Annotated in this window: 13 protein-coding genes; 10 read left to right on the plus strand and 3 right to left on the minus strand. The window is 37.0% G+C overall.

Annotated elements, in window-relative coordinates; all coding sequences use genetic code 11:
- Positions 1–90: 90 nt before the first annotated feature.
- From AZE41_RS09745 to AZE41_RS09755, 3 genes are all read right to left on the minus strand, one after another.
- On the minus strand, positions 91–1,461 hold the full coding sequence (locus AZE41_RS09745; protein ID WP_067208625.1) for an amino acid permease: 1,371 nt from the start codon (positions 1,459–1,461) through the stop codon (positions 91–93).
- A 356-nt stretch (positions 1,462–1,817) separates the two neighbouring features.
- On the minus strand, positions 1,818–2,510 hold the full coding sequence (locus AZE41_RS09750; protein WP_067208628.1) for a YjjG family noncanonical pyrimidine nucleotidase: 693 nt from the start codon (positions 2,508–2,510) through the stop codon (positions 1,818–1,820).
- A gap of 152 nt (positions 2,511–2,662) precedes the next feature.
- Positions 2,663–3,604 (minus strand): urea transporter, encoded by a 942-nt coding sequence (locus AZE41_RS09755; protein WP_067208631.1) that lies wholly within the window; start codon positions 3,602–3,604, stop codon positions 2,663–2,665.
- A 187-nt stretch (positions 3,605–3,791) separates the two neighbouring features.
- On the opposite strand from AZE41_RS09755, the gene AZE41_RS09760 reads away from it, so the two are divergent.
- From AZE41_RS09760 to AZE41_RS09805, 10 genes are all read left to right on the plus strand, one after another.
- A complete protein-coding gene (locus AZE41_RS09760) occupies positions 3,792–4,193 on the plus strand; it encodes a hypothetical protein (RefSeq protein WP_067208634.1) in 402 nt (133 codons plus the stop codon).
- Between the two features lie 265 nt (positions 4,194–4,458).
- The gene (locus tag AZE41_RS09765; RefSeq protein WP_067208636.1) at positions 4,459–8,319 is read left to right on the plus strand and encodes an AAA domain-containing protein; all 3,861 of its coding nucleotides are present in this window, start codon (positions 4,459–4,461) and stop codon (positions 8,317–8,319) included.
- 21 nt (positions 8,320–8,340) lie between these two features.
- Positions 8,341–9,093 carry a hypothetical protein gene (locus tag AZE41_RS09770; protein WP_067208639.1) on the plus strand — a complete coding sequence of 251 codons (753 nt, stop codon included), beginning with the start codon at positions 8,341–8,343 and terminating at the stop codon, positions 9,091–9,093.
- Between the two features lie 252 nt (positions 9,094–9,345).
- Entirely contained in the window at positions 9,346–10,236 is an 891-nt protein-coding gene (locus AZE41_RS09775) for an ROK family protein (RefSeq protein WP_067208642.1), read from the plus strand.
- 162 nt (positions 10,237–10,398) lie between these two features.
- Complete coding sequence (locus AZE41_RS09780) at positions 10,399–11,094, plus strand: YesL family protein (RefSeq protein WP_067208645.1); 696 nt, start codon at positions 10,399–10,401, stop codon at positions 11,092–11,094.
- A gap of 198 nt (positions 11,095–11,292) precedes the next feature.
- The gene (locus AZE41_RS09785) at positions 11,293–12,594 is read left to right on the plus strand and encodes an ABC transporter substrate-binding protein (RefSeq protein WP_067208648.1); all 1,302 of its coding nucleotides are present in this window, start codon (positions 11,293–11,295) and stop codon (positions 12,592–12,594) included.
- Between the two features lie 79 nt (positions 12,595–12,673).
- The gene (locus AZE41_RS09790; RefSeq protein ID WP_067208651.1) at positions 12,674–13,534 is read left to right on the plus strand and encodes a carbohydrate ABC transporter permease; all 861 of its coding nucleotides are present in this window, start codon (positions 12,674–12,676) and stop codon (positions 13,532–13,534) included.
- The gene (locus tag AZE41_RS09795) at positions 13,534–14,352 is read left to right on the plus strand and encodes a carbohydrate ABC transporter permease (protein WP_067208654.1); all 819 of its coding nucleotides are present in this window, start codon (positions 13,534–13,536) and stop codon (positions 14,350–14,352) included. Before AZE41_RS09790 ends, AZE41_RS09795 begins: the two co-directional genes overlap by 1 nt.
- Before the next feature lie 20 nt (positions 14,353–14,372).
- On the plus strand, positions 14,373–15,392 hold the full coding sequence (locus tag AZE41_RS09800) for a LacI family DNA-binding transcriptional regulator (RefSeq protein WP_067208657.1): 1,020 nt from the start codon (positions 14,373–14,375) through the stop codon (positions 15,390–15,392).
- A gap of 83 nt (positions 15,393–15,475) precedes the next feature.
- Positions 15,476–16,201 carry a ThuA domain-containing protein gene (locus AZE41_RS09805; protein WP_067208660.1) on the plus strand — a complete coding sequence of 242 codons (726 nt, stop codon included), beginning with the start codon at positions 15,476–15,478 and terminating at the stop codon, positions 16,199–16,201.

Consider the following 16,201-nt stretch of genomic DNA (forward strand, 5'->3'; position numbering starts at 1 on the left):
CAACACATTGGTATGACCAGATAGAAAATGCCCTGTCTCGAAACAAGAGACAGGGCATTTTCATTTTTACTATAAAAGACTATTTACGAATCACAGGACTTGTATTTTGTTCCGTTGGTTCTTATTTTTTCGTATTTGATAAATAGCAATCAGCAAAATGAACCAAACAGGAGTAATGAACAAAGCAACACGTGTATCTTCTGCAAGTGCTAGTACGACAAGAACGAATGCAAGGAAAATAAGGATTAAGTAATTGGAAAATGGATGAAGTGGCATTTTAAACTTGTTCACTTTCGCAAGGTCTGGTCTAGTTTTACGGTATTTCAAATGACAGATGACAGTTATTCCCCAAATAAAGATGAAACACACTGTAGAAATACTTGTAATCAGTGTAAATACGCCTTCCGGCATCACATAGTTCAAAACAACAGCGATCAGAATAATAACGGTTGAAAAGAACAGTGCATTGGAAGGGACTTTGTTGGTAGTCAGTTTTGTAAATGGTACAGGTGCATTATTATCTTTAGCTAGCGAGTATATCATACGGCTTGTGCTGAAGACGGCGCTGTTACATGCCGAAGCTGCAGATGTTAGGACGACGAAATTAACGATACCAGCAGCTGCAGCGATACCGACTGCAACGAAGACTTGGACAAACGGGCTTTCCAGTGGATTGATAGCATTCCACGGATAAATACTCATAATAACAATCAGAGCACCGATATAGAATATTAAAATCCTAATAGGAATATTATTGATTGCTTTCGGGATAACTTTTTCCGGGTCTTCGGTTTCCCCTGCTGTCAGTCCTACAAGTTCAATGCCTACAAATGCAAATACAACCATCTGGAATGATAGGATAAAGCCATGAATGCCATTAGGGAACATACCACCGTGGCTCCATAGATTAGAGAAGCTGGAAGGACCTGAATCGGTAGAAAAACCTTTTATAATCATGAAGATTCCGATAACAATGAGTCCAAGAATCGCGATGATTTTAATTAATGCAAACCAAAATTCCATTTCGCCAAAAAGTTTAACAGTTGCAAGATTCATAAATAGCAAAATGACAAGTGCAATTAATCCTGGCATCCACTGTGGCACTGTAGGGAACCAAAACTGGGTATACAGACCAACGGCAGTTAAGTCAGCCATTGCGATTGAAATCCAGCAGAACCAATAAGTCCAGCCTGTAACGAACGCAGCCATATTCCCCATATAGTCTTGTACAAAGTCAACAAAAGAGTTATATTCCAAATTGGTTAAGAGCAGTTCTCCAAGTGCGCGCATGATTAAAAAGCAAACTATGCCTGTAATCAAATAAGCAAATAAAATGGAGGGTCCTGCTAAATGAATCGACTTTCCGGCACCAAGGAATAATCCTGTTCCGATTGCTCCCCCAATGGCAATTAGTTGTACGTGCCTGTTTTTTAGGCCTCTTGCCAATTGTTGTTCCTGCATACGAATTTCCCACTCTCTACTAGTTATATGTCTTGTTTAAAATATCATACAATTGCAAATTAATACCCTAATGAAAGTTTAACATGTTTTCAGTTAACCGAACAATAGAGGGGTTAATAGTCATTATATTGTGATAAAAAAGTTTTATCCAAAACTATTCTAGGTGTCTGCAGTAATGCTTCTTTATTGTTTTATTTTGAACTTCAAACTACGCTTGATTCTGAAGAGGTTGGTATAGTGAATTGAAAGAACCAAATTCACCGGACTAGGCTAAAATAGGACATAAGTATAAAAAAGCGTATCGATTCAGCAACTTTTGCTGTCCAATACGCTTTTACAAGACATGATTTTCTGTTTCAATAAATGTTCCGGAAACCGAAATTGAATTCGTTCCAGTTCTGAATTTCATATGTAGGTTTAGCGGTAGTTGAGTTTTTCTTTTGTTGCGGATTGAACCAACAAGTATCGATACCAAAGTTATTACCGCCTTGAATATCAGATGAAAGTGAATCCCCAATCATTAAGACACGGGACTTGTCTGTTAGTTGCAATTTATTGAATGTATACTCGAATATCTTTGACTGTGGTTTTTGGTAACCTGCCTCTTCAGATGTAATAATAGCTTCGAAAGAGTTTTTTAAGACTGATCCACCGATTCGAGCTAACTGAACATCTTTAAATCCGTTCGTCAATATCGCCAATCTGGAACCTTTAAGGCTACTCAGCATTTCTGTCACACCGTCTATAAGATGAACTTCTTTACCCAAGTTATCAAGATAAGTTTGCCCAAAAACTTCCGCATTCATATCGAGGCCGTGTTGCATGAACAATCGCTTAAACCTTTCTGTTTTTAACTCCATCAGTGTGATATGCGCTTGTTCCAAATCATCCCATAGCAACTTGCTGATTGCGTTGTAACTATCCCTATAGTCCTTCAACCCATTCGGAAAGCCGTTTGATTCGAAAGAGTGAGTGAACGCACGTTTTTCTGTTTCGCCAAAATCAAACAATGTATCGTCTAAATCAAATAAAAATACATCATATATCATAAAAATTTCATCCTTTACAAATTAAAATTTTCTATTGGATGATAGTATAACATGGTTTACACTTATAACATCAGCAATAATTGGCACACAAAACTAGTTCCATTCATTAAAAAAGTGCGACTGCAGAACTAGCTCATCTGCACGCGCACTTTTTAGATTTTCGGAAATAACTTTCTTGCTGCTATAAATAACCAAGTACATAAGATGAAAGGGAACGTTAGCGCAGGCAGACCAAGTGGATCGAGAAGGAACTCCAATCCTGCAGTAATTGGAACTGTCAAGGTGGCAGCTACTATTCCAGTCAGCGGCGTTTTTTCTGGTTTATTATCAAATACGAGACTGACGGCTATGATTGTCAAAACAGCGTTGTAATTATATAAACCTAAATTCAATGATTGCGCATCTACACCCATAAAATAAGCAGCAAGCCAGGATACAAACGTACCGATAATTGCATAAACTCCAAATCGCCAACCTGCCAAGAAAAGCCCTACAAGAATTAGGGAGCCTGTCAAAAGAGAGTCAATGATGAAAACTTCACCGATTCCTTTTATCAATCCAACTAATAAAGTTGGCGTTCCCTCAGTTTGTAAATTCCAACGCGCGGGGGAGCTGATGACGAAACCAGGATCCATGTGAAGCACGTCGGTCCTGTAAGTAACAAGTAGCCCAATCCAAGTAATAAAAACGAACGGCACTGTTAGTATAGGGATTCCCCATTTAGCAATCCATTTCGTTAGTATAGCCATTGATAAAGCAGCAATTGCAGCGGCAATCAGTGCAATCAGCCAGCGATTTCCCCCAGTTAAAAAAAGAACTGCCGCCATTCCACTTAGAACGGAATTAAAACTGTAAATTCCAGCCCGAATCAGCGAATGATCTCCACCGCAATACTGCGCGGTTAGGGTTCCTATTATAGAAGAAAGAAAAGCCATTAGACCAAGAAATGGTGAATGAAGCGTAATCCCCATTAGTATTAAAAACCCTGAAAAAGCATTATCAACTAAAATAACTTGCGAAAAGCCTTTTAATGACGCTGAAATAAGAATTATAAACTTATTAAGAAGTGTGGGATTTGAATTAATTTGCCGCATTTGGACATCTCCTGTTTATTATTTGCGTTAAAGAGTTCATAATTAGTTGTCCAATGAGCGCAAAAAATAGTGATATAAAGTACCTTTTAAATACTATTTAAGTATAGTACCACGAAAAGGGCTTTACTTATACAAAAAAAAGTGTAAAATGTTAATTTGTAAATAAAAACTCATTTAGGAGTGTCCAATGAAATTATCAGAAAAAAATGTTCTGATTGCCACAGGCGTATTGTTTGTAATTGTTGTCGCCATGTTGAACCTTGGTAATAATGAGACTGCTAAGCAACTTGAGAATCAGTCTAATATAGAAATTTCTTCATCATCCTATAATGTGAATGATGGAAAATTAACATTGGGATTCGAGAAACCGACTAAAGAATTTGAATTAGCACGTATAACGATAATTGATCAGAACAGTAATTCGTTTAACGGAGAGCCTACGAAGCAGAAAAATTATATACTAATTGATGCCTATATCCCTGAATTAACTAAAGGGGATTTATTAAATATAGTAATCGAAGAAACTATTTCAACAAAGGAATTAAAGATCGAGTACAAGATTCCTGAAAATATAAGTATCACGATTTAATTATAAGTTGAAGACATTCGAGGGCTTTTAGGTGCAATATCCTTGTCTTCATTATAAGATTGAAAAACCTGTGACTGATTGTTTCCGAATATGGAGCAATCAGTTTTTAGTTGTCCAAATATAGGTCTGGAAATGTGGCCTTTATAAATCAGATTAACTGTCACCTCTATTAGTAATTGAACCAATTGAGTGATTGTATACATTTATCCTGAATACAGTGTCATACTTAAGAATAGACCCAATTTACGAAAGGAAGGCATGCTTAATGGGACATAAATCAACCATAAATGTGGCGATGCGCTGTGGGCTTGAAATTACGGCTAACGCACGCAAAGAACTCATAAAATGGTCAACGGATGAGCACGCCTTTTTTTCGATGCAGGTTGCCTTCGATGTACATATTGAAAAGCGTCCCAATAATAGACAGGGCAATATGTCCTTTTCGTTGTTCTTCGACAATGGCTCAAACGAAGCTTTATCGAAGCGTTTAAACGATAGAGTAGCTGTAATGGAATGTGTTTATCAAAATGATGGTTTTTTAGCGACTGGTTTCCACGTTAGGGGCCGTAGAGAACCCGTACAGACGAACAGACGTCTTCCAGTACGATTGAAGTTTCTTGTAGGCCTTAGTGCCGGCGTCGCGATGCCTATCGATTTGTACACAAGCATTAGAGAATTACCGATTGCACAAGAACGTTCTGAGTACGTGAAGAAAAGAATTGCCAGCTGGGAAGGTTATTTACGAATTCAAGAAAGTAATGCGGATGTTGCAGATTTGACAGCAACTTTTTCAATGGCCAGTTTTAATGAAGATTTCAGTAAACTGAGTATTGTTTGCAGTGGGTTAAAAGGAAATGAATGGAATACAATTAAAGGTTTTGGTGCCAAGATGAAAGGGCTATCAAATGACATAGGTAGCGTCATAAATACAGATAGGTCTAAGAAAGTTATTGAAATCGAACTGAGTCGGAATTATAAAGAGATGGCAAGACGGAATGAATGGCATCCGAAATCGTATAAGGAAGTTGTATTTAGTAACTTTGCTGAACTTAGTCAAGTAAAAAGATTAAGGAAAGGTTTTAAAGATCTCCAAGATGGTCTAGCTGCCAATGCAAATTTAGAAAAGGTCCTTTTCGAGGAGCGGCCAGTCGTTCGTATTTCAAAAAAACAGCAAGAGCTTGTTTTTCATAATGAATTAAATGAGTTTCAACAAGAAGCTGTAACTGGGGCCATGACGTCAAATGATTTGTACGTGATTCAAGGGCCTCCGGGGACCGGAAAGACGACAGTTATCTCTGAAATTTGTCATCAAAATGTCAAGGCGGGGTTGCGTACACTCGTCGCCTCACAAGCAAATCTAGCGGTGGACAATGCACTCGGTAGATTATTAACGCATCAAGATATTCGGATTTTACGTTACGGTCGGACAGATAGTATTGAAGAAGAAGGAAAAAAGTTTATTGAAGAAAATGTAGCTTTGAACTGGAAAAACGTAACGTTAGATGCAGTGAATAATCAACTTCAGTCAAATACTGAAAAAGAAGCACAGCTTCAAGATGAGTTAGTGAATTGTGAAGTGCGATTGAAAAAACTTCAACAGGACCTGCTGTCGCTAGATGAAAAAATAAAGCAAAAAGAAGAGGCCGAAGCACAACATCTTCTCCTCTCTAGCGAAATCATGAAGCTCAGTAAAAAAGCAGTAATCTATAAAAAGGAATGTGAAGAATTAGTAGGAAATGAAGCTGACTTCAACAAATTAGCGGACGCATTAAACAAGGAAATCACTCAACTTGAACAAATTATACAAGTTGAAAACATGAGTCCAGAGACAATTGAACAGATGGAGAAATTAGAACCTCAATTAGAGCAAATGCGTTTTTACATAAGCTATCGTCAAACAATACACATGATTGACGAGTCAGAAAATGCTATCGCAAGTATAGGTAAAGAACTGGAACTAAAAAGCAATAAAATTGATACTATTCATGTGTTTGTGAAACAGTTAGATTCAATAACCAAAATTGACTTATTGAAAAATCGACTAGAGTTTTTCGGAATAGTGCCGACATTCAATACGAATTGGAAAATGACCGAATTAAATAAGTTGATTGATTCAATTAAATCCGACACGTCTAGTGGCGAATACAGTGAATGGCAAGAATTACAAAAAAGACTTTTAGCGGCTATTGAGATGATAGAGCGTTTGTTGAAAGAGCATGGATTTTTGCCAAATGCAGTTAAAAGAACTGTGAACCAAAAGTATAGTTCAGTAACAGATATTCATGGGCTCATTGATCGTGTTGGGAAATTTCTAATCGATCCAGCGACTAAAAGTAGTCTTGAAACGAGGAATTATTCGGCTCAAAAATATGATAATCTTGATAAAATCGCGATTGCTTTAGAAATGTTACGTGAAAGAAAGAATTATGTGCAGACACAGGGCGGAAATTTGGAAAAACAAAATCAAATTAGGTTGGATGCCAAAAAAATGTTTGCTGTTATTAAGACAGAAATAATTGATCATACCAATCAATTTATATCAGAAATAGAACAGGAAAGAAGCGCAATGCAGCGCAATGCGGAGAGTCACCAAATAACGCTAAGTGACCTTCAGCGAACTGCTGAAAAAATTCAAGAAGAAGTTGGAACTGTCGATGAAACGGTATCACTTAGAGCAGCGAAAGAAAAATTGAAGCAAAAAGAACAAGTCTATGCCGACTATATGGATAAGAAGGCGACACTTAAACGATATATCAATGAGTTGGATGCTAAAAACAGTGAAGTCGACGTTAATACTCAAAGATTACAAAACAATAGAGCTAGGCTTCAAGTCATAAGTGAAGAACTTGATTCGATAAATGCAGAGCGCCTGGAGCAGGAAAGTCAACTAGCACCTTTAGTGGAATTGCTAGCCCAGAATCCCGAAGAACAGCGTCAACAAGCGCAAACTTCACTCATGACTTTATCGAAAAAAGTGAAGAAACTCAAAATCGATAAAGAACGTTTGCCTATCAACCATTCACTTCAAAATGAATGGAGGACACTGCTCACGGAAGCGAATGAATATGATCTTGACGAAATCCGAAAACTATATGTACAGCATGCGAATGTCATAGGGACAACTTGCGTCGCGTCTGCGAGACGTGATTTCATGGAGGAGTATCCGACATTCGATGTGGTCATTATAGATGAAGTTTCTAAAGCAACACCTCCCGAATTATTGCTACCAATGTTAAAAGGGAAAAAGATTATTTTAGTGGGGGATCATCATCAGTTACCACCACTTATGGGGCAAGATACACTGGAGGAATTACTTGAGGAGAGCGACAATACTGAAGAAAAGAATGAACTAGAAAAATTGTTGAAAGAATCATTATTTGAACGTCTTTTTAGAACATTACCGAAGCAAAACAAAACGATGCTAGCCATCCAGTATCGTATGCACGAAAGTATAATGGAAACAATTACGCCTTTTTACAAAGAAGGAAATTATGGTCTTCAGTGTGGTTTAACGGACTCAGATTCTGTTCGTGATCACTTGATGGAATCCCGCTATGTGCATAGGAAAGATCATCTTCTCTGGTTTGACATGCCAAATGAACCGAAGTATTTCGAGGAGAAGGTTAAAGGGGGTACTAGTCGCTTTAATCAGGCTGAATTGACGATGATAAAAAAACTCTTGATGGATTTAGATAAGGCAACTGAAAATGCGAAAAATGCTGGAAGAATGAAGCAGGAAGACAAAAAAAGTGTTGGTGTAATAAGCTTCTATGGTGAACAGGTGAAAAGAGTAGACCGGTTAATTCAGCAAGAATTAATCCCGCAGCATCTACATTGCAGAACAGGTTCAGTGGACAAGTTTCAAGGCATGGAAATGGACGTCATTATTTTAAGTTTCGTTCGGAATCACCAGGATAAGGGTGGTGACATCGGGTTTGCGAGGGATTACAGGCGTCTAAATGTTGCTTTGTCACGTGCACGCGAGTTGCTCATAATCGTGGGGAGTTCGGGTATGTTCACGATGAGGACAAAACATCCAAGTTCAAGGGAAATGTATGGACGTCTTTTAGAAAGCATCAAATTGAAAAATGGGCTTAGGAATCTTGAAGGAACTGCAAAAGTATGATTTATAGGGGGATCCCTGTGTATGAATGACTTAAAGGGACGGTTAACAAAAGAACTTCAACAGGACTTTAATGTAAAAATAAAGGGTTCTCTATCATGGAGTTTACCTGTTAATTCAGTCGAAATTGTCTACCAAACCGTTATGCGCACGAAAGTGGATATTCTGATGAAAATGATGTTGATTGCTTTTGGAAAAGCCGATATTGCAACTGCTGAAGAGTTGAGTGATATTCTACTCGTTGAACAGCTTTTTATCAATGATTTGATTGATAAAATGTCGAGAACTGGTGTAATCGAAAAAAGAGAAGGTTTTTACTCTTTAACAGAAGTTGGGGTCCGGCAGTTTAAAACGGGTATTTTCGTACATGAACCAGAAAATGGCTCTACACATGCGCTTTACAGTCCATGCCATCAAGCATTTCTGAATGGAGAAATAAAGAATATTGCGTATGAAGAGAAGGAACTTTATCGCTTTAAAAGCGAAATTGATGATTGGTCTGTAGCGAAGCTTGAGGATTCGGTTCTCATAGATGCGCTTAAAGCGATGGGCGTAGAATCAGGAGAAGGAAACGTTCAGATTGTTGTGTCTGAAATTGTATCTGCTTCTGACATTCAAGTCGATTTGGTTCCATGCATTGAATTTCATATGTATAACGAGGCAGAGGATTTACTCTATGCAAGGGTGTGGAATACGCTGTCAGAACACTGGGATGAGACGCTCGAAGCACAATTAAATGAAAAAGAACGGAAAAAGTGGCGAGAGATATATTTATAATGAATTTGATACAGATATCTAGGTGAAACGGGAGAATCCTTTAGTTGGGGAATCTCCCGTTTATTAATTGCATAAACTTCGCCTTGTAGTTGTCCTAGTAGTACGTATGAAGTATTTGTTAGAGTGTCAGATAGAAGTATTAAAAGGTCTCTTATTTGGGTGGATAGAATCAGAAACTTGTGCTACAGTTAATTCGCAGACAAGTTCAACTAGTTTAGTGCATAAAAAATAAGAAATGTAGGGATGGAATATATGAAAATAGTAGCAGTGGATATTGGGGGAACATCTATTAAGATGTGTATAGCTGATGAGAAAGGGAATGCTTCTGCTTTTAAAGAATTCGATTCTGAAGCTGAGAAGGGTGGACCACATTTAGTTGATAATATAATCACGAAAATCATAGACGCTTATACAGGATTTGATGCCATCGGTATTAGTACAGCCAGTCAAGTAAATAGTGAAGAGGGCTCTATCATTTATGCGAATGAAAATTTTCCGAATTATACGGGTATGAAAATAAAAGCGATTTTTGAAGCTAAGTTCGGCGTTCCTGTGAAAGTTGAGAACGATGTGAATGCGGCTGCACTAGGGGAAAACTATTTTGGTGCTGGTAAGAACTTTAACGATTTCTTATGCTTAACTTACGGAACAGGTATAGGCGGAGCAATAGTAATTGATTCCACTGTTTATAAGGGGCTTAATGGAGGTGCAGGTGAATTTGGACATATGATTTTGCATCCTGGAGGCGAGAAGTGTAATTGTGGCTGTGTGGGATGTTACGAGATGTATGGATCGACCACAGCTTTAGTAAAAAAAGCATCGCAACTTGATAAAAAATATATCAATGGTCGAAAGATTTTTGAAGGCCTTGAACAAGGTGATGTGAAATTAGAAGAGGTTCTTAATGACTGGGTACTTGAAGTAGCATATGGCCTCGTTTCACTAACACATATCTTTAATCCTCCTGCGATTATTATAGGCGGTGGGGTCATGGAGCAAGAAAGATTAGTAGCAATGGTGACTAATAAAGCAAAAGAATTAATGTTGAAAAGTTTTTCTAATGTGGAAATATTGAAAGCTTCGCTTGGTAATAAAGCAGGATTATTAGGTGCGGCATCATTGCATTTTCCTAGCAAGGACTAGAGAAAGTATACTCTATAAAGCTTTGTGAAGGTCGAAACTTTGAGAGATAGCTCCTTTTGTTACTTCTATGATTGAGAGTGATCACATTAAGTGGTTAACTCTCTTTTTGGTATTTGTACACGATGACACCATTCAATTTAGAAAATAGGGAGTGATATAAGTATGAACAACAAAACGGGTTTTATGGGTGGCTTGTATGCCATTAGTGAATGGATTATGAAGTTTTCTTTGATTAATCTATTTTGGATTCTCTTTAATATACCAATTGTTTTTTTGCTTTTAAATCTATTATTTATTGAACAAATAGAAGAATTACCCCTTTTATTGATTCCCTTAATACTATTAATGCCAATTTTATTCTTCCCTGCAACGACCGCAATGTTTGGGATGGTAAGAGGGTGGATTATTAAAGATGAAGATAGTAGTCATCTTTTCAAGACTTATTGGCGGTACTATAAAGAAAATTATAAAAGAAGTGCTTCAAGTGGCCTTATTTTAACAATAGCTTGGATGATTTGGGCGGTAGATGTCTATTATTTTGTTGATAAAAGTAGTATTTTGATGTTTCTTTTTATGATTTTGGGTATTATCTTATTTGTCTTTTCAATCAATCTTTTTTCGGTTACAGTTCATTATCATATGAAGTTGATTACTGCATTAAAAAATACATTTCTCCTAACGATAGGAAGTCCAGTATTATTTATTGCTGTGGCAATTAGTAGTGGTGTAGTCCTATATATAAGCCTAAACGTTTTCAGATTCTTCCTTCCCTTTTTAACAGGCTCGCTTATTGCCTTTTTATGCTTTTCCGCTTTTTATAGAAATTACCTAAAAATAATTGATAAAAGTAAAAACTGAAATCACCTAAAATTTAATGGAATCTAATAAATCAATTATTTGTATTGCACAATTAGAAATTGGATGTTAGTCTAAAGATGTAAATCAATGCAACCGGTTTCATGATTGGTCTAGGGGGATAAGTCGATAATTAATGGCTACTAGAATTAAATTGTGCAACCGCTTTCATTGGAGGAAAACAAAAAAGGGGAGATTATATTGAGAAAAAAGAAGCGTTTTTGGGGTTTAGTTTCCGTATTTCTAATTTCTAGTCTTGCATTAGTCGGATGCTCAGGTTCGGAAGGCGAAGGAAAAGACAATGCATCTGGGGATCAGGTAACAGTTGATATTTTTCAATTTAAAGTAGAAATTAAAGATCAATTTGAAAATCTTGTAGAAGTATATGAAAAAGAAAATCCTGATGTAAAGATTAATGTTAAAACTGTCGGTGGGGGAAATGATTATGGCGCATCTTTAAAAACGGCATTTTCTTCAGGTGAAGAACCAGATATTTTTAATGTAGGTGGGCCATCTGCTGTTGAAGAGTATAAAGACTATTTAGCAGACGTATCCGATACAGATGCAGCAAAAATTGCCCTTGAAGGTACACTAGACACTGTGCGAAATGGTGATGAAGTTCTGGGATTGCCGTTTAATCAAGAAGGCTATGGCTTAATTTATAATAAAAAAATTTTTAAAGAGGCTGGAATTAATCCAGATGAAATTATTACTTTTGACGATTTAGAGAATGCGGTTGAGTCATTGGACAGCCAAAAGAAGAAACTAGGCATCGACGCTGTATTTGCACTTGCAGCTAAAGAAAAATGGGTAATTGGAAACCATTTAGCAAACATCTTCTTTGCACCAGAATTCAATAATGATGCTATAGAGGCTTTTAATGGTAAGACGATAGCATTTGAAAAAAGTGATGAATTGAAAAGGCATCTTGACCTGGAGAATAAATATTCTGTTCAACCTGTTCTCAGCTTAGATTACTCCCAACAAGTAGAACAATTATTTTCTTTAGAAAAAGTTGCTATCATTCAACAAGGTAACTGGGTTTATAACTCGATTTATGATATGGATCCAGAATTAGCTGAAAATAACATCGGTATTATTCCAGTTCCTGTTGAAGGATTGGAAGGTCATATTCCAGCCGGAGTTCCGATGTATTGGGCTGTAAATAGTAATAGTGATGAAAAAGTAGTTCAAGCAAGTAAAGATTTCTTGAATTGGATGTATACATCTGAGACTGGTAAAAATGCTGTATTAGAAGACTTTAAATTTATTCCTGCGTATAAAGATTATGATTCATCTAAAATAGCAGATCCTCTATCTCAAACAATTTATGAATATGCTTCCAAGGGGAACACTATACAAGGATGGGTGTTCCAGGGGGCTCCAACGGGCTGGAGTGAAAATGTACTTGGAGCGAGCATGCAAAAGTATTTAAGTGGTGGTATCGCTTGGGATGAAATGATTAATGAAGTACAAGTTAAATGGGAAGAAGAACGAAAATGATTTGATCTACAGAAAAATACAGCTAACAAAAATTCATGCAAATTTTTGTTAGCTGTACTACATATTGGGGGTGCAAGTAATGCGTAACCGTGATTTATCATTTTGGTTATTTCTAATGCCAGTGATTTTGAGTTTAGGTATTGTGATTATTATCCCATTTATTTATGGTGTTATTTACTCCTTTACAAATTGGAATGGTATGGTAGTAACTGACTTCGTCGGCTTTAAGAATTATATCACTTTATTTAAAGATGCAGAATTCAGAGCAGCGATATGGTTTACGACTAAATTTGCAGTAACTTCCGTCATACTCCTTAACTTTTTAGGACTAGGTCTAGCTTTGCTAGTGACACGGAAAATGAAAACGAGTAGTTTTATGCGAACTGTTTTCTTTATGCCAAACTTAATTGGTGGGCTCATTTTAGGATTCATTTGGCAGTTTGTTTTCATAAGTGTTTTTGGAAGATTAGGAGATTTGCTGGGAATTGAGGCCTTAACAGGTTGGTTGTCTACGACCGCAACTGGCTTTTGGGGACTAGTCATTTTGACATCTTGGCAAATGGCTGGGTACATTATGATTATTTATATTGCTTACTTGGAAAACATACCAAAAGATTTGATTGAAGCGGCAGAAATTGATGGAGCATCTAGCTATCAGCGTTTTTGGAAAATCACTTTTCCACTAGTAGCACCTGCATTTACGGTTAGTATGTTTTTAACACTGTCTAGTTCATTTCAGATCTATGACCAAAACCTGTCGTTGACTAATGGCGGACCTTATAACTCCACGCAAATGGTTGCGATGAGTATTGTTAAAGCAGCTTTTACTGAAAACAAAATGGCCTATGCCCAGACGCAAGCCGTTATTTTCTTCCTGATTATAGCCGCTGTTGCCGTCACGCAAGTTTACTTTAATAAAAAAAGAGAGGTGGATTTGTAATGAAGCAAAGTAAACGTAATTTATATATTATAGAATTTTTTGGCCTATTGCTTGCTTTATTATGGCTCTCACCTTTTTACTTAATGATTGTTAATGCATTTAAAACAAAGCGGGAAATTTTCACGGATGTACTCGGATTACCTAAAGAATATACGATGGATAACTTTGTGAAGGCTTTTATTGATTTAGATTTTATGAGTGCCCTTTTGAACTCTATACTAATTACTGTTTCAGGTGTAGGAATTATCATTATTTTCTCATCTATGGCGGGATATGCATTGGCACGGAATAAGAGTAAGCTTAGTGGCATTATTTTCTTAGTTTTTGTTGCTGCTATGTTAATTCCATTTCAATCAGTTATGATTCCACTTGTCTCATTATTTGGACAAGCGGATATGTTGAATCGTCCAGGCCTTATCTTTATGTACTTAGGATTTGGTTCTAGTTTATCTATATTTTTATATCATGGTGCAATGACTGGAATATCAAGTTCAATGGATGAGGCTGCCATTATCGATGGAGCGAATAGATTTCAAGTGTTTTGGAAGATCATATTCCCATTACTTAAGCCTATTTCAGTTACAGTAGGAATATTAAATGTGATTTGGATTTGGAATGATTACTTATTACCATCTCTGATATTATCGGACTCGAGTGCGACAATTCCTATAAAAATGTTCCTATTCTTTGGTCAATACACAAAACAATGGCATTTAGCATTAGCAGGGTTAACAATCGCCGTGATTCCAGTTATTATCGGTTATTTCTTTGCGCAAAAGCAAATTATCGAAGGGGTATCAGAAGGTGCCGTTAAATAAAACTATAAAGGATGAAGGTTATGTCAGTAACGATCAAAGATGTTGCGGCTCAAGCAAATGTAGCCCCATCTACGGTTTCACGTGTAATTTCAGATAGCCCCCTCATTAGTGAGAAAACGAAACGAAAAGTCCAAAAAGTTATGGATGAAATGGGTTACCATTTAAACTATAATGCGCAAATGCTTGCTACACAATCAACGAAGACAATCGGTATTATTATGAAAAACTCTACGTCAGAGTTTATGCATAGCTCCTTTTTCCCAGAAGTTATTCGGGGTATCAGCGCCTTGTGCAGTAAGCATGACTTTAGTATCAGTTTAACTACAGGGGAATCTGAGGAGGAAATCTTTACTGATACTGTTAAAATGGTGCGCGGAAAAAGAGTGGATGGCATGATCGTTTTATACTCAAAAAAAGATGATAAAGTCGTTCCTTATTTAATAGAATCTGGTATCCCATTCGTCGTTATAGGCAAACCTCTAATTCAATCCAGTAAGATCATGTTTGTAGATAATGACAACGTCCAAGCAGCGAAAGAAGCTACTGATTTTTTACTAAACCTTGGACATAAAAAGATCGCATTTATTGGTGAAGATGATCAGTTTGAAGTAAGTGAAGCCAGGTTAAATGGCTTCATTCAAGCGGTAAAAGCGCAGGGGTTGGCTGTATCAGAGGGCTATATCAAAAATATTCAATTCGATCCTCATCATGGGAAACAAGTTATCACTGAATTAATGGGCTTAGCTGAACCGCCTACTGCATTAGTTGTCTCAGATGACTTAAATGCGTTAATTGTGTTGACTGCTTTGAGTGAGAAAAACATTAAAGTACCAGACGATATGAGTATGATTGTTTTTAATAATTCAGTGATATCAAAAGTAGCCAATCCACCATTAACAACTGTGGATACACAAATATTTCAATTAGGGTATGAATCGGCAAACTGTTTAATCGAACTGGTGAAAGATCCGCAAATGTTTAGAAAAAGTGTCATCATACCAACTGTTATTGTGGAAAGAAATTCGTGTTCAGCTTTGTAAATAAGGAGAATACGTAATTTTATATATAAATGCAACCGGTTGCTTAAATTCGTGCAACAGACTATTTGAAGGAGGAACTATTTATGAATATCGTCGTATGGAATGAAAATCGTCATGAACAAAAAAATCCAGTTGTTTCGGGTATTTATCCAAAAGGAATACACGGAGCAATTGCAGATTTCTTACAACAGGACGCTCATCATGTAAAAGCAGCAACACTCGATGAACCAGAGCATGGTTTAACGCAAGAGATTTTGAATGATACAGATGTACTCGTCTGGTGGGGTCATCTTGCGCATGATGAAGTACAAGATGAGGTAGTAGAAAGAGTTAAGAAGCGTGTATTGGAAGGTATGGGCTTAATTGTTTTGCATTCGGCTCATTTTTCTAAGATATTCAAGACGTTGATGGGAACGACTTGTGATCTTAAATGGCGCGAAGCAGATGAGAAAGAACGATTATGGGTTGTTGATCCGAGCCATCCCATTACAGAAGGCATCGGGGAGTATATCGAACTTGAAAAAGAAGAGATGTATGGGGAGCATTTTGATATCCCAGCACCTGATGAGCTAGTCTTTGTTAGTTGGTTTGAAGGTGGGGAAATATTTAGAAGTGGCGCAGCATTTAAGCGTGGCAAAGGGAAGATCTTCTATTTCCGACCAGGACATGAAACATATCCTACATACTACAATAAAGATGTGCAACAGGTGATTCGTAATGCAGCAAAATGGGCTGCCAATTCGAACACACCAACGCCAATCTATGGCAATGCTAAACCGTTAGAGAAAATTACTAATCATAACAATTGA

This window comes from Sporosarcina psychrophila (assembly GCF_001590685.1).
Taxonomy (GTDB): Bacteria; Bacillota; Bacilli; order Bacillales_A; family Planococcaceae; genus Sporosarcina; species Sporosarcina psychrophila.

Coding starts and splice junctions, on each gene's coding strand:
- AZE41_RS09745 (WP_067208625.1), bottom strand. CDS start 1,461: ATGCAGGAACAACAATTGGCAAGAGGCCTAAAAAACAGGCACGTACAA.
- AZE41_RS09750 (WP_067208628.1), bottom strand. CDS start 2,510: ATGATATATGATGTATTTTTATTTGATTTAGACGATACATTGTTTGAT.
- AZE41_RS09755 (WP_067208631.1), bottom strand. CDS start 3,604: ATGCGGCAAATTAATTCAAATCCCACACTTCTTAATAAGTTTATAATT.
- AZE41_RS09760 (WP_067208634.1), top strand. CDS start 3,792: ATGAAATTATCAGAAAAAAATGTTCTGATTGCCACAGGCGTATTGTTT.
- AZE41_RS09765 (WP_067208636.1), top strand. CDS start 4,459: ATGGGACATAAATCAACCATAAATGTGGCGATGCGCTGTGGGCTTGAA.
- AZE41_RS09770 (WP_067208639.1), top strand. CDS start 8,341: ATGAATGACTTAAAGGGACGGTTAACAAAAGAACTTCAACAGGACTTT.
- AZE41_RS09775 (WP_067208642.1), top strand. CDS start 9,346: ATGAAAATAGTAGCAGTGGATATTGGGGGAACATCTATTAAGATGTGT.
- AZE41_RS09780 (WP_067208645.1), top strand. CDS start 10,399: ATGAACAACAAAACGGGTTTTATGGGTGGCTTGTATGCCATTAGTGAA.
- AZE41_RS09790 (WP_067208651.1), top strand. CDS start 12,674: ATGCGTAACCGTGATTTATCATTTTGGTTATTTCTAATGCCAGTGATT.
- AZE41_RS09795 (WP_067208654.1), top strand. CDS start 13,534: ATGAAGCAAAGTAAACGTAATTTATATATTATAGAATTTTTTGGCCTA.
- AZE41_RS09800 (WP_067208657.1), top strand. CDS start 14,373: ATGTCAGTAACGATCAAAGATGTTGCGGCTCAAGCAAATGTAGCCCCA.
- AZE41_RS09805 (WP_067208660.1), top strand. CDS start 15,476: ATGAATATCGTCGTATGGAATGAAAATCGTCATGAACAAAAAAATCCA.